Raw genomic sequence first — 19,720 nt, 5'->3', positions numbered from 1 at the left:
CTAAGTAAAAAATGATTCCGGCTTAGTAAAGCCTAAAAGTTAGGATTTTGCACCAGACTCGTATTCAGGGTTATTTCGGTTTGTGGAATCGGATAGAGCAGGAATTTATCGTCAATCGTCCGATTATATACTCGTTTTTGCACCTCTTTATACCGGCCCAGCCGAAGCAGGTCAAAACGCCGGAGCCCTTCTGCACTAAATTCCCAACCCCGTTCGTTGACCAGCGCGGTAATGAAATCGTCTTTTGAGGCTGTCGTTGTCAGACTTAGTTTGCTAATCCCGGCGCGTGTCCGTACGGCATTGATGCCATCGAATTTGCTTGGGTCATCTGCGTTCAATTGATTCAGCGCTTCTGACTGCATTAACAGTACGTCGGCATATCGCAGAATCAGGGTGTTGTTCCGGGCGCTGTTTCCCTGGCGTAGCGGGTCGCGAAACTTGATGTAATACGCATTGGCCAATGTCTGTGTCCCTGCCTTTTTGGTCATCGTCCAGTTTTTGCGGATCGTGTCGGCGGGGGCAAAGGAATTGTAGAACCATTCTTCCACATAAAACGCCTGGTTGCCATCCAATGACGTTGGCAGGTGCATTCGTGGCGTAATATTACCAGCGTTTGGTGGCAGATCGAACTGAACCGAAAAGATATGTTCTGGACCATTTTCGGTGGCTACATCGAACACATTGGCGTAGGGGACCAGCGAGTACAGCTTTGAATTAATGACCCGATTGGTTGCGTCCAGTGCCGACTTGTAATCCGTCGTTTCAACAGCCGATGAAGCTGCACGAGTCAGGTACACCTTTGCCAGCAGCGAAGCTGCAGCTCCACTGGATACGCGTCCTTTTTCACCCGCTGTGATTTTGTTTTCAGCAAAACAGTTGGCTTCGGCAAAGGTCAAATCCTCAATGATCTGCTTGTAAACGTCTTTGATGGGCGTTCTAGCCGGTTTTATGTTGCCATCAGCGCCCGTTGGCTTCGTCAATAGAGGAACATCGCCATAACTACGAACCAGGTCGAAATAAGCCAGTGCGCGTAAAAAACGGGCGTTGCCTTCAATGTTGGCGCGTCGGGCAGCATCCATCTGGATTTTAGGTACGTTCGCAATGACGTCGTTCGCCCGGTTGATCATTAGATACGAGTAAGTCCACCAGTTACTAATTTCCGCATTCGTCGAGGTGTAGCTCACTTCATCCAGCTCTGGCCGTCCAGCCTGCGGATTGCCAACCTTCATCAAATCGCCGGTTAGTTCTGATAGAATCCAGAATGTCCGGGCGTAGTACAAACCGTTTTGCATAAGGCTGAACACCCCATTCAAGGCTGTGGTGGCATCGGCCTCACTGCTGTAAAAGTTATCAGTGCTAATAAAATCGTAGGGTTCCTCCTTTAGAAAATTTTCACAGGAAACGATTGTCAGGGAGAGCATTCCCAATAAGATCAGAATACCTTTTTTCATGGTTTTCTTAGTTAGTATGTGGATTAAAGGCCAATCCGGATACCGGCCGTAAAGGTTCGTACGTTCGGATAAGCGTTTAAATCGGTGTTCAGACTCAGGTTGGAAGCCCCAAACGAATTGACTTCCGGATCGTAGCCTGAGTAGTTGGTGAAGGTGAACAGGTTCTGCGCCGTTACGTAGATATTGGCAGTTTTCACAACGTTGCTGATCGCTGCAATCTTCGGGATGGTGTACGAAAGCGATACCGTTTTAACCCGCAGGAAGCTGCCATCTTCGACAATATCGCTGGTGATACCCGTGCCACGTCGTAAGGTGCTGTTCGCCTTGGCGATGGTATTGCTAGTGCCGGGACCCGTCCATCGCTGGGTTTGGGACTGGAGCTTGTTACCGTTGATATAACCACCTGTTTCGAGGTAGTAGCGGTTCATGTTCAAAACGTTATCACCCTGAACACCCTGTAAGAAAACGTTCAGATTGAAGTTGCCCAGGGTGAAATTATTAGTCAGGCCGTAGATGAATTTAGGTTGTGCCTGTCCGATGATCGTGCGGTCCTTGGCATCAATTAGCCCGTCGCCGTTCAGATCAACATAACGTGGATCGCCCGGACGAACACCAGTACGCTTGCTGGCACTGATCTCGTCCTGCGTTTGCCAGATTCCGTCAAACACATACCCGTAAAAGGCACCTATAGGCTCGCCAACACGTAGCAAACTGGTGGCGCCATTGCTGGCGCTGGGGAAAATACTGCTGCTTGATGTGCCCACAAAGCGTTCATATTCACCGTTCAGGTCAAGTACTTTATTCCGGTTGGCCGAAATATTAGCCGCCGTTGTCCACTTAAAGCGCCCCGAATTAATGTTGACGCTGTTGATACCCAGTTCGAACCCTTTATTCTGAACGCCACCCGCGTTTAACAGGACCGTACTGTAGCCCGAGGAAACCGGAACCGATACGTTGAGCAGTAAATCCTTCGTCCGTTTGTAATAGTAATCGGCGGTGAGTGTAATGCGATTGCTCAGCACACTCAGGTCTATACCAAAGTCCAGTGAAGAGGTGGATTCCCAGCTAATATCCGGGTTTGGAATGTTGTTGGGCGAAAGGCCAATGACACGCGTAGCACCGCCCAACGTATACGCGTTGCTGGTATAGTGGGCAAAGGATGAATAGGAGGCAATTTCCTGGTTGCCCGTGACGCCGTAGCTGGCCCGTAGTTTCAAATCTGAAATGACCGGTACCGATTTCATAAACGACTCATCAATGACGCGCCACGCGAAGGCTCCCGATGGAAAATAACCCCATTTGTTGTTAGGCCCGAACCGCGAGGAACCGTCAGCGCGCATTGTGAACGTGAACAGGTATTTGTCCATAAACCGGTAATTGGCGCGACCGAAATACGACATCAGGTTATTTTTGCTCCGGCTCGAACTGGGCGGCAACACATTGGCGCCAATACCGATATTATTGGATTCTAACAGATTGGTGAAAAAGTTACTATTCGAAGTCGCAAAATCCGTGAAGTTGAATTCTTGAAAAGTCAGACCACCTAACAGTGTCAGTGCGTGTGATTTATTAAACTCCCGGTCGTAAGTCAGCGTATTTTCATTCACCCAGCTATACCGATTTCCTGATGTGCGGGTGGCCGTTCCTTTGCTGTTCGACCCGCCGTAAATATCGGAGGGCAGGTAATACTCCAGGCTGGAATAATTGAAGTCCGTTCCGGCTGTGCTTCTGAGTTTCAATCCTTTTACGATCTCATACTCGCCGAAGAAATTCAATAGTCCCCGCAGATTGCTGTACTGGTTTTTTACTTTGTTGGCATACGCTACTGGATTCCCAACCAGTTCAACGTAGCCAGATGGGCCATTGAGGTACGTATAGGCGCCAGCCTGGTCAAAAACGGGTAGTGCCGGATTGAAACGCATGGCATCCAGAATGACCCCACCCGCTTCGGTCGAACCCGCCGTGTTGACCAACGCCCGATTTTCAACGGAGCGGGTCAGTTGGGAGGTAAAACCAATGTTGATTTTGTTGCTTATCTTTTTGTCCAGATTTAACCGGATCGACCCACGCTGAAAGCCAGAGTTTATTACGATACCTTGCTGGTTGAAGTAATTCATACTTAGGTTATAGCGCGTATCGTTATTGCCACCCAGAAAATTAAGCTGGTAGTTGCTAATGGGGGCCGACCGAAGCACTTGCTTTTGCCAGTTTGTGCCCTCGCCCAGCGCAGCAATCTGGTCCTGCGTGTAGGGCAATGCCTTGGCAGAAGAGGGTGTTTCCCGATTGGTAAGCGTCTGAACGTCATTTAAATACGTAGCAAACTCGTTGGCGTTCATCATCTCGTACATCTTGCTCACCGTCTGCACGCCGTGATAGGCTTCAAAGTTGACGGACGATTGCTTGGAAGAGCCTTTTTTTGTTGTCACAATCACGACGCCGTTGGCACCCCGACTCCCGTAAATGGCAGTGGCTGAGGCATCTTTCAGGACTTCCATCGATTCAATGTCGCTTGGGTTGATGGAGTTTAGATCGCCCGCGCCCGGAAAGCCGTCAATGACAAAGAGCGGTTCGTTGCCCGAATTGATTGAGTTGGTTCCCCGGATACGGATACTAATGTTTCCACCCGGCTCGGCATTGGTCTGAGTCACCTGAACACCACTGATGCGGCCTTGTAAAATCTGGTCGGCCCGGGCAATAGGCAGGTTTTTTACATCGGCCTGTGAGATAGACGCAATTGCACCCGTCAGATCCCTTTTTCGCTGCGTGCCGTAACCAACGACGACCACATCGCTGAGCATCTGTGGCGACTCGTCCAGGCTAATAGTAAGGGACGTCGCCTGCCCAACGGACACTTCTTTGGCCAGATAACCCGTGTAGGAAACAACCAGAACGGCATTAGCCGGAACGCTTATCGAAAACGACCCATTCGCGTCGGTTGCGGTTCCAACGGTAGTTCCTTTCACCAGAACCGATGCCCCTGGTAAGCCTGTGTTTTGCGCATCCAGTACCTTGCCGGACAGCTTCCTTGTTTGGGCTTTTACCATCAGAAAGGTGAGGCACAGTAAACCCGTGATAAGTAATCTTATTCGATTCATAGACAATTAAGTTAGTGAGCCAATTGGGTAAGGAGTACGCGTACTGTATTTATGGTTTTAGGGTCATCGATGATTTACGGGTACGTACCCGTAAATCGGGCAAAAAAATAGAAGTGCTTCAATAAAGGCCACTTTTGCCAACAAATGACCTTTATTGAAGCACTTCTATCAAAAGAGGATTCATAGAAAAGAGTAATTAAATATTAGTAACGGGTACGTACCCGAAAATTAGAGAAAAAATAACAGTTAGCCAAAAATGTAGTAAAATTATTTTGTCTTAGGTGTATAGCGTAAAATTAGTAGCTAAGTTTTGGCGTCCATATCTCTGCAAAATTCTGTTCTTATAGAAAATGCCAAATGGTTAGATCTTTAGGGTTTCGTAGCGGTTTTTATAGTTTTAAAAACAGTTTCTGCCTGTACAGAAAATACATGAAGCCCCAAAGCACAGCAATGGTTGCTACCACCGAGCCAAGGGCTTGTACCGGCTCAGAAAAGAAACTCAGGAAACCACCAAACAGCGCATTGGATGTGTATCGGAAATCAATGAATTTGCCAATCATGTAAATGACAATCGAATTCATACCAATGACGATAAAAAAGGAGGTCAATCGTCGCCAATTGAGCACATCGATTATCGTGTAAAAAAGCGCCAGCAGTAACAGGCTAAAGCCACCCGTTAGCAGCACGAACGGACTTGACCAGAGTATTTTGTTGATGGGAAAAACAGTGTTCCAGAGAAGTGCCGTTCCTAAACAGATAATGCCGCTGAGTGCCAGCCACAACGCCTTTCTAGATTTCGGCATCGTTTGCTCATTTGTCAAAAGGAGGTTCCCAGCAAAAATGCCCAGCAAGCCCGTCGAAATAGCAGGCAGTGTTGAAAGAATTCCGACGGGGTCGTAGGTCGAATTATACATCCGTCCAGGCAGCAGTGTTTTATCCAGGTAAGTAGCAGGGTTGCATTCGGGGGTAATCAAGCCAGCACCACATCCGGGAACAGGCACAAACTGAATGATCAGCCAGTAACCAATGAGTAGACTACCAAACCAGATGTACTGGGTTCTGCGGGATGAATACAGGTAAATAATCTGCGCGAACATCCCTGCTAACCCAATCCGCCCCAAAACACTAGGATAGCGCATAGTTGCCCATTCGGTTTTGAACAAGCCATTGTTATACAGAATACCCAGCAAAACGAGAATGATACCCCGCTGGACGACTTTCCGGATTAACTGGTTTGGGCTTACTCCTTTTTGAAGCCGACTTCCTAACGAAAAAGGCGTGGAGACACCTGCCAGGAATAGGAAAAGTGGAAATATTAAATCGTAGGCGTGAAAGCCGTTCCAGTAAACATGCGTAAACTGCTCAGCCAGGATAAGCGACCACCCCCAACCTGTTACGTCGGCCAGTACATGTATGAATTTGTCTCCGCCAGAAATCCAGAACATATCAAAGCCCCGCAACGTATCAAGGGATTGCAAGCGGGAAGTGGGAGCTAAAGTCGTTGATTGACTATTTCGCTCAATGTTCTGTGCATTCGTACTGCCCTTTTCTTGTCGAATTTGAGTCTGCATATCCTTGAGTTGAGATTGGGGAAAACATTGATTATATAATCAAATAGCCTGTACGGTGTTTACAATCTGTCCCTTAGTGTAGATAATCTGTCCATTGACGATAGTGGTGGCGATGTTGATATTTTCGTCAAAAATCACCAGGTCGGCGTCTTTTCCTGCAACCAGAGCGCCTTTTCGAGCGTCTACGCTCATGATTCGGGCGGGCGTTGCGCTGGCCATTCGAACAGCGTCCAGAAGCGACACATCGGCCAGTTGGACCATGTTGCGCACGAGCTGGTTGGTGGTGGCGACACTTCCGGCAAACGAACTTCGGTCCAACAGTTTGGCAACGCCATCTTCGACCAGCACCGGTAATCCATTCGTCCGAGAGCCTAGTATGCTTTCCCCTTCCGGCATACCAGCCGCCCGCATGGCATCCGTAATCAGTGCTGTTCGGTCAGCGCCTTTTATTTTATAGACCAGCTTAAGCAACGGCGGGGGCAGATGGATACCGTCCGTAATCAGTTCGACATCCATATCCAGCAGTAAGGCGCTCTCGATGGCTCCGGCATACCGAAACGCATTCCGGCGGGTCACGCCCGACATGGCCGAATACAGATGAGTAGCCAGTGTATACCCATTTTCGTAAGCTTCGAGTACGTCGGCATACACTGCATCCGTGTGAGCGATTGCTGCCAGAATTCCTTTTTCGCGTAGTCGTCGGCCAAATTGGATGGCACCTTCTAATTCAGGAGCAGCACTCCAGCGAACAATAGACGATGAATAGGCTAGTATTTCTTCGTACTCGGTTGGGTCAGGATTGCGGATGTATCGCGGGTCTTGTGCGCCCCGCTGACTTAGGGAAAAGTAGGGCCCTTCCAGATGGATACCCAGGAAAGATGCACCCCGGTTGTTGTTCAGTTTGGCTTTCTCGTAGGTATCCAGCGTACGAAGTAGGTCTGCTTTTTCGGCCGTTAACGTAGTCGGCACCAGCGACGTTGTTCCGTATTGGGCGTGTAATTCCACGATCTTTAAAAACGCTTCTTCCGTACCGTCCATAAAATCGTATCCACCGCCCCCATGTACGTGAATGTCAATAAATCCTGGTGCTACGAACTTGCCTTGTGCATCCATAACCGCTGCTCCCGGAACATCTACATCCCGTTCATGAACACCCTGAATAACCCCATCCTGAAGGACGATGGTGCCGCCCCGAATGTAGCGAAAGGGGGTAATGAGTGTCCCGTTAGTTATTTTTAAAAATCCCATTTTGTAGCTAATGACCTTGTAATGCGTAATGCAGATTAGACCGTCGGTTCCCAGCCCGATTGATATGTCCGTCGCCAAAGTTTTTCCGCTTCCTTGTTATTTTTAATATGTCCGTTAGTTGGGTCAATCGTAAGTGCCCCACCTGTACGCTGGGCTATATTTCCCAATTGACAAAGCAGGGTACTTTGGTGACCACCAACAATATCGGAGGCAAGGGCGGTGCCTTTTTTGATGCTGTCAAAAAAGTTCTGAATGTGAATAGCATCTAGCGTCTGCGACGGATTCATCCGGTTGCGAGGATCGATGGGGAGATCGTTTTTCACCTCTTTCACGAGTTTATTCTCAAGGTCGTAAATTTTATAAGAATTGCCCGATTCAATCAGTAGCGAACCGGTTTCGCCGTAAAACATTACCCCGGCACTGTTCCCTTCAATGGTACGTCCGTTACAGCTTCTGCCTTCCCAGGTCATGGCGGTATTATTGGCAAACTCCAGGTTGATTACCTGGGTATCGGGCGTTTCCCAGTCGTCTTTATAGCGATATCGGCCGCCAGAAGAGGTCACTTTTGTGGGAAATTCAACGCCCAGTCCCCAGCGCATCAGATCGAGCATGTGGGTGCCATTGTTGCAGGATTCGGCCGTGCCCCAATGCCAGAACCAGTGCCAGTTGTAATGAATGAGGTTATCTTTGAAGGCTCGCCGGGGAGCGGGCCCCTGCCATAACTCATAATTAAGCCAGTTGGGTACGGCTGTTTCTTTACCAATACCGATAGACGCCCGGTTGTTGGTGTACCAGCCTTTAGCGAAATAAGGCCGGCCGATAACACCGGCTTTTACCTCCTGAATAGCCAGCGCTACGTTGGGCCACGATCGACGCTGATTACCCATCTGAATCACATTTTTGTACTTTTTGACAGTTGCGACCAGCAGTTCTCCTTCGTGGGGATTATGGCTGCATGGCTTTTCGAGGTAAACGTGTTTCCCGGCTTTGGAGGCCAGTATCGCAGCAGGCGCGTGCCAGTGATCGGGTGCGGCTATAACCAGCGCATCCATGCCTTTATCCTCCAGTGCTTTCCGGAAATCGGGCTGATTTTTAGGCTTTGATTTTTGATTGCCTTCGACCGTTGCGATGCATTTTTCAGCAGCCCGCGCGTCGACATCTGAAATGGAAACTACTTCGCAGTTCGTCTGGAGCGAGAAGTTGCCTGCCAGGGCCAGCCCACGACTGTTGACGCCCATTATACCCACCCGTACTTTTTCGTTGGCACCCAGAATGCGCCCGTAACTCGCAGCACTGAAACCTGGTAAAACCCCGCCTGCCGAGAGGACAGCGGTGCCTGCAATAGTTTTTTGGAGAAAGTCTCTTCGTGAATTACTAGAGGTCATGCTAGTCAGTTTTTTCACCTTGATCGAGATTTAAGGGTTAAGGAATATGGTCTGTCAGAAAAGGGTATGAGTTGGCGAGGAGAGAAGAGATTTTTATTAAATCCTGAACCGAGTGGCCCTCGTAATCAAATCTGGCCAACGTATAAATCGTCCCATCGGCACCAATAGCAATGGAATTGACGTGCGATGGTCGCGTGCCATCGGCATAATAAATAGGTCCGTGATCCTGATAGTGGAAAGTCGGTAAGTGATACGTAACCAGATGAAGATTTTCCTGCGCGCTTCCCGACTCCTTTACACTTGACTCTGCGCCTTCCTGTTTTTTCTCATCAGCGGGAATAGGCCCGCCGGTCAGGTAATAAACCGTAGTGTCGTCCGGCCCGAGTTGAAACCCCAGATAACCATACCGAAATTGATCGGACATGCCACTCCGCTTTGATGGCTCCGAAGTAATTCGTTCGACTACTGTTAGTGTCGATTGACGAGGGTCGAATCGGAAGAGATAGCCCGAATTACCATGAACACCATACGCCACGGCTTCGGAGGCTGACCAACTTATTTTCCGCCAGTTATACCCCATGCTTCCCGGACGCGTGGGATCATACCGACCAAAATAATCAAGGCGTAAATGCGCCCCATCAACCTTGTTAAGTGTTTTTTTGTCGGGGCAATACGTAAGGATATCTCCTTCTGCGGTTGACAAATACAACCTTCCATCGCTGGGATCGACAAACGTGGACCGGCATATTACCCGGTAATCGTCACCAACTGTGCCAGCCTCACCGCGGCCACAGGTTAGCCCTATAGGTTGCAGGTTGCGGGTAGCAATTGTGTATTGAATTAGGTACCCCAGCGGCCAGGTAAGGACATACAGGTAACCCCGGACGCGGTCGATCGTCATGGTCAGAATGCCTTCGCCATTAGGTGCAATTGCTAAATCCTTAAACGCACCGGTAGCCGGGTCGTACGACAGGATGTGCCCTCCCGGATAGGTTGTAAAGCCATCTGGTACGTGTTGGGGCAAGCCGGGTATCCCATCAATTGTTTCATAGATGTTACAATGGGTAGCGAAATAGAGCTTCCCCTCATATTCATAGAATCGAACGTGACTTTTACCCTGTGGAATTGCTTTTTTACCCGCTTCCCCGCAAATGTCTGTAAGATCAGCTAAAAGCTGGGTTTCGTTAGTTTGGGGGTCGTAGACGTACATTTTCCCTCCCTGCTCATACGATTCTGACGACAGAATGTAGTAAATCCTACCGTCACTAGCCGCAGTGATCGCATTGTAGGTATCACTAGCCAAAGCAAAGCCAGAATAGTACCGCTTTGCTTCAAGATGTTGCGTTAGGGGGGAGTCGTTGCTCACGGCCTTCATATCACTAACTGGCTTCTAGTTATTTGACGGCCACTTTCTTTTTCGCTTTTGCCAGCACACTTTCCAGCATCACAGCAGCCCCGTTCTGGCGTTTGCTTTCGTCGGCGGCTTCCATAAACGCAAATATTTCGATAGTTGCCTCGGGTGCTATCGGCGATTTTCCCGTTTCGAAATAGGTAATAATCTCTTTCAGTAACGGCTCATAGCCCCCATAAGGACCCAGCTTTGTGTTCCCGGCCTGTGTATACACTGTTCCGCCGTATTCGTGTTTGCCCGTACGTGTGCCCCGGAAGGTACCTACCCGGCCGTCGGCCCAGGTCCCGACGACAATATCGGTTCCATCGGTATGAACCTGTACCACTTGCCGACAGCCAGTCCCCATGGCGGTATAAAGCATTTCTACCCCGTGAACACCATACCAGAACAGATCAGGATGTGTTTTTTCCAGAACGGCAGGGCTAAACGTATCGGCTCCCAGAACCTGCCCTTTGTCGATTCCTTCCATGCCTTTGATATAACGCAGGGAGGAAGCGGAGAAAACGGGAACGTTATAGTTTTTGGAAACCTCGAAAATAGCAAGTACATCGACGAGAGAAGCGGCAATTGGTTTATCGATAAATACGCGTTTTCCTGCTTTAAGTACTTGCGTAACCTGCTCAAGATGAAGCCGCCCGTCGTTCGTTTCCAGCAGTACTACGTCGACTTTTTTGAGTAGCTCGTCAATAGAACCCACTATCTCCACATTCAGCTTTTTAACTTCGGTAGTGTAGTCCGGGATTCGTTTGGCGCTGCTTTCAATGGTTTTACTGCCATAGGGATAAGCGGCCACAACCTTGTACCCAGCATAATTGGAGCTTGCATCCGTAGCATTAAGCGCTTTAGTAAATGCCACACTGTGGGACGTATCCAAACCAATCATACCAACTCGTTTGCCGGGTTCTACAGAATTGACAGATGGCCAGGTGAATGGTGTAATTCCCAGTGCTATGCCACCTAAAGTAGCCTTTTGCAGAAAAATTCGCCGGTTATGAATCAAGCTGGTCATAGATAATAAGGGGCTAGAAAATAGCGGTTCGCTCATTTACGGGTACGTACCCGTAAATATACAAACAATCTTAAGCCAGAAAGAATATTAGGAGAAAGTTGACTAAAATTCTGATATTATACGGCCTGGTGGTATGATCTATGGTCTAATGGCCGAATCGCCTAAGGAATCAATTTCGATAAAAAGCTTGATTCTCTTGGGTGACAATATCGATTGGCATATAGTATTCTTTGGCGACAGGAGCTAATAGAACCAGATGCTGATACAATGCCATAATGCTGCGATAACCTTGGTCTTTAGGTTGGTGGCAGATCAGAAAATCGATGGTTCCGCTGGCTAAAAAATGGATGTTTTCGTTGACAAAATCATAGCCGATCAGCAGGGGCTTTTGACTTGATTGTCGACTATCCAGAAAGCGCGCTACTGAGAATACCCTGGAATTGCTGACAAAAACCGCATCAATGTCGGTGTTGGCATCGAACAACTGTTGAAGATGATTCGAAATAGAAGCAAAATCCGTTTGCCGAATATCGGCTCTTAGAATTGGATACTTCAGTTCATGATCCGTGAAATAAGTCTTGAAACCGTCCTCAATCTGCTTATAGGTAAAGCTATCCAGCGACGTAGCAATATTGACAATCAACAGTTTACTGGTTTCGTGGAGTTTGTAAGTGCTTAGCTTCCCGGCCAGGTAACCACTTTGAAACAAAGGTGGTCCGATGTAAGACAGGCTTTGTTGGCCAGGAATATCAGCGTCTATAAAAACGAAGGGAATACCGTTTCTCTGACAGACGGTGGTGAATTCCTGGGCTTCATCGACAAAGGAAGGGGCTAAGACAATGCCATCGACGGTAGAATCTAGAATTCGGTTTGCCTGCGTAATAAAGGAGTTAGGGTCGCTTAGTTCAAAAAAAAACAGATTTACGTTGATTCCATACGATCTAATCTCGGCTTCGGCTTGCTGGATACCCTGTAAAGGAGCTTCCCAGAAGTCTGTCTCCTCAGTGACAGAAGGAATTAAAACAGCGATCGAAATAGTCTTTCCTGACGCTAATCGTCTGGCTAACAGGTTTGGCTGGTAGTTGAGTTCGGCAATGATTTTGTTGATTTTTTCTCGTGTTTTGGCCGAAACGCCAGTCCGATTATGAATCACTCGGTCAACGGTGGCAATTGCTACGTTAGCACGGCGGGCAATTTCCTTAACTCCCTGAAGTTCCTTTTTTTTCATCGGTTGGGTAAGCGGTCAGGAATAAGTGGCCAAATGGGTGAGCCTATTCGTAAAGTTTTGCAATTATAAATATTGTTTTGGCCTAAAAACAACTGGACGTTTTTCTGAACGGTTTTGATGGCTGATTATGACTCGTTCAGTTAATAATGAGATGTAACTTATATTATTGATTCTCATTGGTGGTCTATCTATTTACGAGACAAATTGAACAGGTCAACATAAATGAAACGCGTTTCTTTTCCCAACTTTCAGACTAGAAGCACATCTATCTACCTAAGCGTATGCTACTGATTGAATTGGACAGATATTAAAATCACCGTAAGAGGCCCTCGCATTGCACATTTCCGTACCTCACCTTCTTGTATGGGTACCAGCGTAACTTGACTTCACGCTTTCGCTGGTGCATTTGATGCGGACCGGGCCGCCGGGCGGTTAAATAATTCAGCGAAGCGTGTGGACGAACCGTGTTATAAGCCGTAATCGCTCGTTCGATACCTTCCGTTGCGGCCGCGAAAGAAGTAAAGGTACGGCTCAGTTTGCAATCCTCCTTTAGGGACTGAAGCACGCGCTCAGCCATCGAGTTTTCGTCGCTCCGGCGACCCGGTCGGATCACCCGACTCAGTCATACTGATGGTCGCATTCACTTGACGTAGTCGTTGCACGTATGCCCAGGAACAGTACTGAACGCCCCGATCCGACCGGGTCGCCGGAGCGATGATGGATCAACGACTGGCTGATATCTTCACGGGCTTACAAAGCCATATTCAATGACCTCAAAGCCCCTTGAGCATGCATCGTTTTCTCAAAGACCAGCCGCACAGGCGGCCCTGCCACGATCTTAGGCGAAAAAGCATCCATGATGATGTAGAGATACGCATAAGTCGGCCCCACTGATATATACGTCAGATCGCTCACCGCACCGGCGGCCCGGCCACAACTCATTAGCCCGGCTAGGTATGACATTTTTGACCTTGTTAGGGTATTTGAAATGCGTATGATTTGATTGAGTTGTTGTGACCTTTTGGGCCTTGCGCTTAGCCAGCATGCCGTTCTCTTTCAAGAGCACATGCAAGCGATCCCGACCTAGTTTAATGCGATGCCGGGTTAAAAATACTTGCATTTCATGATGGAGTTTGTGGGTACCCATGCCCGGAATATCACGGCGTATGCGCCTGACTTCCGCGACGGCGGCCCGGCTGCAAGATAGCATCCGTCTGAAACCACACCTTCTCCTGTCGCCGGGTAGCCGCATACCAGGCTTGTCTCACTCGGCCCGCACGGGCGGCTCCGAAACAGCTTACAAATTACCTCCATCCCCACTAAGGGGTAGCGACGAGTTAATTTTTCGGCCGCCTGGCCGGTCCGCCGGTGCGGCCAGGCTTTTTTACGATTGGAATGTAAAACCGCACGGGCGGCCCCGTGCTCTTCGGCGATCTGGATCACCGTTTGGTAGGCCTCAGCCTATAAGCGGAGAAACTGATTCTCCTTCCGCTCCGGCGGCCCGGTCCATGTCAGCTAGTTTACGTTCCAGCATTTTGATATAATCCGCGTCTCGTTTCATCGTTTTTCGGCGGTTTCTGGGTTGTAATAGGCGGCCGACGCGCGGGGAAGTAAGCGGAGTCTAAAGTAGTTGCGGTTGAGACGGCGCAGCTCCTTCATGGGAATGCGCAAGGTTTCTTCCAGTTCGGAGGCCTGGACTCGTTCGGCGCGATAGGCTTCGACGACCTTCCATCGAAATAGGTGTCGAGTTTTCTTTTTCTTATAGCCTAACAAATCATTAAGATACGTATTCATACTGGATTCTGACTAGATTTTCCAGTAGCATACGGTATTCAATAATGCTTACCAGGCTGCGTGATACAGATGGGTTGCTCGGCTAATTGCTTGACAAAGTCGGTCGGGCTGAGACCCAGGTAGCGTTGAAAATCCCGAATGAGGTGGGGTTGATCGTGGTAGCCATGCAGAACCACCAGATCGGCCCAATCGGGTTGTGTAGGGTACTGCTTTACCAGTTGAGCAATCATGTTTTTGAACCGAATAAATCGGGCCATCTCTTTGGCCGAAAAGCCCACGATGCTTTGTAGCCGGAGTTGGACCGACCGGGGTGATAGGTGACGATTTTTGGCAATGGTTTTGACCGGATCAATCGCCAGATTAGTGAATAGCGAAACCTCATCGAGCAATGAAGCCGTGTCCTCAGGGGCCACATTCACCTGGATGTAGGTCATGAGTAACTCAGCCCGGTCGGCAATGGCGGGTAGTTGCGCCAGCGTTTCCCACAAGTCCAGGTACGTTAAGTCGGTTAGTGGGACGGCCACATGGTTTGCCGTTTCGGTTCGTAGGGTGTGAATGGGTTGGCCCAGCAGCCGGTAAAACCCGTTCAGGGTAAACACGACGACCATGACCTCCGCGTCTGGTAACAGTTCGTAGGTTAGTACACGGTCCAATGGGCCCAGTACGGCCACCCGCTCCACCTGCGCGGTATCATCGGCGACGGATACTGATATTGGCGGCCCAAAATTAAACACCAGCATCATCTCATAGTGGGGAAACAACTGAAGTTGCTGACTGGTCGCTTCACCCGGATGCTTCATGTAATAGATATGCCTGAATACCTCCGTTAGCCGGTCAGGCGCCACAAAAGTTTGCGCTATTGTCTGATTGTTCTCCTTCATATACAATCTATGTATTTCGTTTTCGTACAAGCCTGCCCGTAGCCGGCAACCGAACTTTGGCCCATCAATCAAACAAGTTTCACAGATGGCCTTACATACACTTATCGGTGCCAATGGCACCATCGCTAATGCCCTGATCCCCGTTCTGCAAGCCAATCAGCAGACCATCCGACTGGTTTCCCGCAACCCCAAATCCGTTGCCGGGGCCCAAACCGCTGCGGCCAGTGCACTCCACCGCGACGAACTGATCCAGGCCGTTGCCGGTTCCGACGTGGTGTATCTGCTGATTGGAATCGACTATAACGCAGATGTCTGGCAACGCGATTGGCCCCTCATTATGCAGAACACAATAGCCGCCTGCCAGGCTGCGAACGCTAAACTCATTTTTTTTGACGACGTGTATATGTATGGCCGGGTGAATGGGCCAATTACGGAAGAAACGCCCTATCGCCCAAGTAGTCGAAAAGGGAAAGTACGCGCTGAGGTGGCGACGATGCTTCAGCAGGCGATGAAGGCAGGTAAGGTTCGGGCCAGTATTGCGCGCGCGGTGGACTTTTACGGGCCGGGGGTGAGCGACAAGAGCGCACCTGGCATCTACGTGTTCAGCAACCTGAAAAAAGGCAACCGAGCGCAGTGGCCCATCAACGCCAACGTACCCCGCTCGTTCAATTACACACCCGACGCGGCACAGGCGTTGTACTTGCTGGCCACCCGGGAGGAGGCTGTTGGTCAGGTTTGGCACTTACCTACTCCCCAACCCGCCCTGACCGGCCGTGAGTTTGTCCAGCTGTCGGCTCGTGCCATGAACACACCCAATAAGCTGTTTGTATTGCCCAAATGGGTGCTGAAGGTCATTGGTTGGCTCAATCCGTTTATGAAGGAGGCTTACGAGATGAATTATCAGGACGAGTTTGCTTTTCAGTTTGATTCCTCCAAATTTGAACGGGCGTTTAATTATACCCCGACTTCCTACGAAGAGGGTATTAAGGCTACAGCCGCGTGGTTTCAACATCGGTAAGTAACGCATTGGTAAGCTGCCCAGCGCGTGTTATGGTTGCCGGATTGTCACAAAATCATGACACATGCTGGACGGCTTGCTGGTTACTGTAGTTTTGGCTAGACGGGTACGGCGTCAAATAAAAGTGGCCATATCTAAGGTGGTTTTGGTGAAACACCCGAGTTGCTGATGGTTGGCCGTTGCCGTGGGATAACTGAACTGCCCCACTGGCGTCCCACCTCATCCTCTTTTCACCGCATGGCGAACCCCCCCTTATTTGTCCGCTTTGACTTGACAACGTGCAGCAATAGCAATAAGGTCTGGTCATTGCGAGAGACGAAATCCTCCTGTAATTCCTTTTTTAAAGTGACAAATTGTTGTTGACGGGTAGTGACACAGGTCGGCCCATCAAACACTCCATTATGGTGCCTGTTCATGGCCACTTGTCTGTCTCAATCGGGGGCGTATTTTGAGAGTAGGAGTGAAGTATCAGTTTCGTACACTATCCACCATTTGGATGTGTCAATCCATTTGGAACACGGCTTGGTTTTTGTATAATTTGTAGTCAAGGTGCATATAAAATCTTATGTTAATGAACTATTCTAAGATTACATGCTCTATACAAATCCTGAAAACGGGGCGAATTATCCTTTGAAAAGGGGAGATGATAGGTCGGTATTATAATAAGGAATTATTCATGGATTAGGTCTGTCAACTGCGCGTAAAAACCCTGTAGAGAGAAAAACAAAAGCCAGACAACACGAAGTCACCTGGCTTTCTTTTCGCTCTATGTGCAGGCCTAGGGCTGCGTTTTAAGTGCATCTAGGACTACTTCGAGTGAAATATAAGAGTAAAACTAGCTAGCTAAGGAATTGTTTAAGCGATTGACCCATTTTTACGGATTTAGAAAATATAGCTGTTTATTTTCCAAATTTAGCGTTTAATGATCGCTCGATAGGGGCTTTGCAGATGGTTAGATTAACATAGCGTTTGATTATACAACGGAAATTCAGCTAAAAAATAAGTTCTGGGTTACATGCAGATGCAGGCTATAGAACAGGTTTTGCGAGAATCAAGGTAAATAATAATTTCGTGGTAATTAACAGTATTCATTTTCCCTTCTTCAAACTCTTTATCACTTTGATTATGAAGCGTCTTCTCTTAAGTCTGCCAATACTAACAATGCTGGCAGTAGCCTGTCAAAAATCAACTCCTGACCTTTCACCAAACTACGAGGGCCAGTATCAACTACAATTTACCACTCAGACCAACTTCGATAACACACCCGTAGCGACGACAAGTACGATTAAAGGCAGCTTGATCATTGTCAAAAATGCAGATGGGACTTACACGTTCACCGAGAAAAGACCCAACGACAACATTGGACGTACTTACCAAGTCCGTTTAGTAGGTACTCGATTTGAGTTGCCCACTCAGACCGAATCATTTCCAGTTAATGGAGTCAGCTATGCTCCTCAATTCATGGGTACAGGCGAGTTTAAAACCAACAGCGTGACTATTAGACGAACAGCTAGTTTTACAGCAGGATCAGTACGAGTCAATAGCATGTATGAAAGCTATGGTTATCGTTAACAAGATCTGGACAATTGCGATAGAGATGCACCAGCGAAAGCGTAAAGTCAAGTTACGCTGGTACCCGTATAAGAAGGTGAGGTACGGAAATGTACAATATGAGGGGCTCTTACGGTGATTTTAATATCTGTCCAATCCAATCGGTAGCATACGGCTCAGGAATTACTGATAACCACTAACGAATTTATGGACTTCTCGTCTTCCAAATCGTTTGCCTGCTACTATTATATTGCCCCCTTTGAGCATCGAGCTGGTAGTAGCGTTCGAGGCAAGAGCCGAGTCAGCCACCGGGCCAATAAGCCTATGAAGAAGATTCTTCACTTAGCTGCCATGGCTGCTGTACGAGCTAGGGGTAAATTCAAGATTTACTTTGAGTGAAAAGTAGCGGAAGACAAAAGTAAAATGCTGGTGCTGAACAACGTACATAATAAGCTGGTGCGCACAATTTTCGCAGTTGTTCTTGAAGGCACAGAGTATAACAAAAATTATTCCTTCCCTGTTGTCTAACTATATAGAAATCCAGTAGTCTGCACATTCGCCACTACAGCTGATTAACCAACTGTACAGTAAAAGTTTATCGGAAATACATGCTTTCAACGTCCGATTATACGAGCGAAAATATGCGATTAATATGTGGATAAGCAATCAAAAGCGCTTGTTTTAAAGGTAAACAGAGACCTTAAAGCAAGAACCTGTTGAAAACCAGTCGTAACTGTAGCTTCAATTACATATTTCATCTAATGTGAGTCGGATATATCTTAATTATATCAGTTACGCCATGTAATTATTTATATATTAATAGCCGAGTTATATAGCTAAATTTATTTAATAACTATATGTCGAAAATATTAGTCTATATGTCGAATTTATTAAAGAAATATGAATAGCAAGTATAATTTAGCCTAAACCCTATAGATGTTTTAGTTTTCAAAATAAAAAAACATTATTATAAAAAATAGTATCAAAAAATGAAAAAAGTTGTTATGATAACAGATGTTGATTTCTGGCAAGGGGGCGCCGGTCATCGTTCTCGAATTAGTGAATTGGCTCGGTATCTGCATAAATTCACACAGTTAACTATTTTATTGGTTAATCAACCAAAAAATGCAAATTTAGAACTAAAACACGGCTATTTGAACATTATTGAAGTTAAAGATTTATTAAAGCTAAAGAGGAGTAATCAACAATTAATTATGGCTCAAATCATTCAAAGCTTGAACTGTGATTGTTGTCTTGTCGAGTACATTCATCTCAGTTATCTAATTGATACGCTACCACCTCAAATCAAAAGAATTTTAGATACACATGATATAATTAGCCAACGAAAGGAGTCCTTCAACAAAGCTGGTTATGTTGATTACTATCATCTGCCAATTAGCTTTGATGAAGAGATTGAAATTTACAAACGTTATGATAATATCTTACTTATTCAAGATCAAGACTATTGTACCATCACACCTTTATTAGAAACAGGTAGAACATTGCTCGTACCTCACGCGGTTTCTTTAGAGAGAAAAAATGTAGCAACTAATGCTTATAGCGTTAGCTTTGTCGGTAGCACATATGTACCTAATGTCGATGGTATCCATTGGTTTCTTGATAAAGTGTGGCCTCGAATAGCTGATAACAAACCGCTGTTGCATCTTTTTGGCAACGTTAGCCAGTTTGTTTCTCCAACACATAGAGTAATAAAAAGAGGATTTTACCCAGATTTAAATAGTATTTATCAACAAGTTGATATTGCAATTAATCCAGTACAGTTTGGCTCAGGGTTAAAAATTAAAAATGTCGAAGCGTTAAGTGCAGGGCTGCCACTGATCACTATGAAGCATGGACTGTCGGGTTTAGAGGATGCTCAAGGAACTGCCTTAATTGCAGTAGATAATGAAGATGAGTTTGTTGAGGAGTTGACGGATTTGCTAGGTGACTATAACCGGCGAGTTCGGCTTAGTCAAAACGCTTATGACTATGCTCTCACTAAGTTTAGTCCTCAGGCTTGTTACCTTCCTTTGTTAAACGTTATAAATCAGTGATAATGATTTCGTTTAGTATCCAGT

At 47.3% G+C, this 19,720-nt stretch carries 15 protein-coding genes and 1 pseudogene; 4 read left to right on the top strand and 12 right to left on the bottom strand.

The features are described 5' to 3' along the window. Positions 1-32: 32 nt before the first annotated feature. The 12 genes from NT073_RS01175 to NT073_RS01120 form a co-directional block, all read right to left on the bottom strand. The gene (locus NT073_RS01175; protein ID WP_297367505.1) at positions 33-1,451 is read right to left on the bottom strand and encodes a RagB/SusD family nutrient uptake outer membrane protein; all 1,419 of its coding nucleotides are present in this window, start codon (positions 1,449-1,451) and stop codon (positions 33-35) included. A gap of 23 nt (positions 1,452-1,474) precedes the next feature. After that, positions 1,475-4,546, bottom strand: coding sequence for a TonB-dependent receptor (locus NT073_RS01170; RefSeq protein WP_297367502.1), 3,072 nt, complete (start codon positions 4,544-4,546; stop codon positions 1,475-1,477). Positions 4,547-4,935: 389 nt separating this feature from the next. After that, complete coding sequence (locus NT073_RS01165; protein ID WP_297367498.1) at positions 4,936-6,117, bottom strand: DUF5009 domain-containing protein; 1,182 nt, start codon at positions 6,115-6,117, stop codon at positions 4,936-4,938. 39 nt (positions 6,118-6,156) lie between these two features. After that, positions 6,157-7,365: an N-acetylglucosamine-6-phosphate deacetylase gene (gene nagA / locus NT073_RS01160; protein WP_297368132.1), complete on the bottom strand. Its 1,209-nt coding sequence runs from the start codon at positions 7,363-7,365 to the stop codon at positions 6,157-6,159. Positions 7,366-7,400: 35 nt separating this feature from the next. After that, on the bottom strand, positions 7,401-8,750 hold the full coding sequence (locus tag NT073_RS01155; protein WP_297368130.1) for a Gfo/Idh/MocA family oxidoreductase: 1,350 nt from the start codon (positions 8,748-8,750) through the stop codon (positions 7,401-7,403). A 37-nt stretch (positions 8,751-8,787) separates the two neighbouring features. Next, on the bottom strand, positions 8,788-10,125 hold the full coding sequence (locus NT073_RS01150) for a hypothetical protein (protein ID WP_297367495.1): 1,338 nt from the start codon (positions 10,123-10,125) through the stop codon (positions 8,788-8,790). Positions 10,126-10,144: 19 nt separating this feature from the next. Then, the gene (locus tag NT073_RS01145; protein WP_297367492.1) at positions 10,145-11,170 is read right to left on the bottom strand and encodes a Gfo/Idh/MocA family oxidoreductase; all 1,026 of its coding nucleotides are present in this window, start codon (positions 11,168-11,170) and stop codon (positions 10,145-10,147) included. A gap of 169 nt (positions 11,171-11,339) precedes the next feature. Further along, complete coding sequence (locus NT073_RS01140; RefSeq protein WP_297367488.1) at positions 11,340-12,398, bottom strand: substrate-binding domain-containing protein; 1,059 nt, start codon at positions 12,396-12,398, stop codon at positions 11,340-11,342. 313 nt (positions 12,399-12,711) lie between these two features. Continuing rightward, complete coding sequence (locus NT073_RS01135; RefSeq protein ID WP_297367485.1) at positions 12,712-13,011, bottom strand: integrase core domain-containing protein; 300 nt, start codon at positions 13,009-13,011, stop codon at positions 12,712-12,714. A gap of 137 nt (positions 13,012-13,148) precedes the next feature. Beyond that, complete coding sequence (locus NT073_RS01130) at positions 13,149-13,361, bottom strand: hypothetical protein (protein ID WP_297367482.1); 213 nt, start codon at positions 13,359-13,361, stop codon at positions 13,149-13,151. Positions 13,362-13,955: 594 nt separating this feature from the next. Continuing rightward, positions 13,956-14,192, bottom strand: coding sequence for a hypothetical protein (locus NT073_RS01125; RefSeq protein ID WP_297367479.1), 237 nt, complete (start codon positions 14,190-14,192; stop codon positions 13,956-13,958). 38 nt (positions 14,193-14,230) lie between these two features. Beyond that, positions 14,231-15,073, bottom strand: a complete 843-nt coding sequence (locus NT073_RS01120; protein ID WP_297367476.1) for a helix-turn-helix domain-containing protein — start codon at positions 15,071-15,073, stop codon at positions 14,231-14,233. An 85-nt stretch (positions 15,074-15,158) separates the two neighbouring features. On the opposite strand from NT073_RS01120, the gene NT073_RS01115 reads away from it, so the two are divergent. The 4 genes and pseudogenes from NT073_RS01115 (at position 15,159) to NT073_RS01105 (ending at position 19,696) form a co-directional block, all read left to right on the top strand. After that, complete coding sequence (locus NT073_RS01115; RefSeq protein ID WP_297367473.1) at positions 15,159-16,091, top strand: NAD-dependent epimerase/dehydratase family protein; 933 nt, start codon at positions 15,159-15,161, stop codon at positions 16,089-16,091. A 1,125-nt stretch (positions 16,092-17,216) separates the two neighbouring features. Then, a complete protein-coding gene (locus NT073_RS01110; RefSeq protein ID WP_297367470.1) occupies positions 17,217-17,663 on the top strand; it encodes a hypothetical protein in 447 nt (148 codons plus the stop codon). 162 nt (positions 17,664-17,825) lie between these two features. Continuing rightward, positions 17,826-18,041 (top strand): annotated as a pseudogene (locus tag NT073_RS33275) (transposase); the annotation flags it as partial. 590 nt (positions 18,042-18,631) lie between these two features. Next, positions 18,632-19,696: a glycosyltransferase gene (locus tag NT073_RS01105; protein WP_297367467.1), complete on the top strand. Its 1,065-nt coding sequence runs from the start codon at positions 18,632-18,634 to the stop codon at positions 19,694-19,696. Positions 19,697-19,720: the final 24 nt, after the last annotated feature.

The organism is Spirosoma sp. (assembly GCF_026391055.1).
GTDB lineage: Bacteria > Bacteroidota > Bacteroidia > Cytophagales > Spirosomataceae > Spirosoma.
The sequence above is the reverse complement of the archived record's forward strand: the minus strand, read 5'-3'. Positions and strand labels throughout refer to the sequence as shown.

Bases quoted from the DNA above. Each gene is read 5' to 3' on its own strand.
- NT073_RS01175 (WP_297367505.1), bottom strand. From the start codon at position 1,451: ATGAAAAAAGGTATTCTGATCTTATTGGGAATGCTCTCCCTGACAATC.
- NT073_RS01170 (WP_297367502.1), bottom strand. From the start codon at position 4,546: ATGAATCGAATAAGATTACTTATCACGGGTTTACTGTGCCTCACCTTT.
- NT073_RS01165 (WP_297367498.1), bottom strand. From the start codon at position 6,117: ATGCAGACTCAAATTCGACAAGAAAAGGGCAGTACGAATGCACAGAAC.
- nagA (WP_297368132.1), bottom strand. From the start codon at position 7,365: ATGGGATTTTTAAAAATAACTAACGGGACACTCATTACCCCCTTTCGC.
- NT073_RS01155 (WP_297368130.1), bottom strand. From the start codon at position 8,750: ATGACCTCTAGTAATTCACGAAGAGACTTTCTCCAAAAAACTATTGCA.
- NT073_RS01150 (WP_297367495.1), bottom strand. From the start codon at position 10,125: ATGAAGGCCGTGAGCAACGACTCCCCCCTAACGCAACATCTTGAAGCA.
- NT073_RS01145 (WP_297367492.1), bottom strand. From the start codon at position 11,170: ATGACCAGCTTGATTCATAACCGGCGAATTTTTCTGCAAAAGGCTACT.
- NT073_RS01140 (WP_297367488.1), bottom strand. From the start codon at position 12,398: ATGAAAAAAAAGGAACTTCAGGGAGTTAAGGAAATTGCCCGCCGTGCT.
- NT073_RS01130 (WP_297367482.1), bottom strand. From the start codon at position 13,361: ATGTCATACCTAGCCGGGCTAATGAGTTGTGGCCGGGCCGCCGGTGCG.
- NT073_RS01125 (WP_297367479.1), bottom strand. From the start codon at position 14,192: ATGAATACGTATCTTAATGATTTGTTAGGCTATAAGAAAAAGAAAACT.
- NT073_RS01120 (WP_297367476.1), bottom strand. From the start codon at position 15,073: ATGAAGGAGAACAATCAGACAATAGCGCAAACTTTTGTGGCGCCTGAC.
- NT073_RS01115 (WP_297367473.1), top strand. From the start codon at position 15,159: ATGGCCTTACATACACTTATCGGTGCCAATGGCACCATCGCTAATGCC.
- NT073_RS01110 (WP_297367470.1), top strand. From the start codon at position 17,217: ATGAAGCGTCTTCTCTTAAGTCTGCCAATACTAACAATGCTGGCAGTA.
- NT073_RS01105 (WP_297367467.1), top strand. From the start codon at position 18,632: ATGAAAAAAGTTGTTATGATAACAGATGTTGATTTCTGGCAAGGGGGC.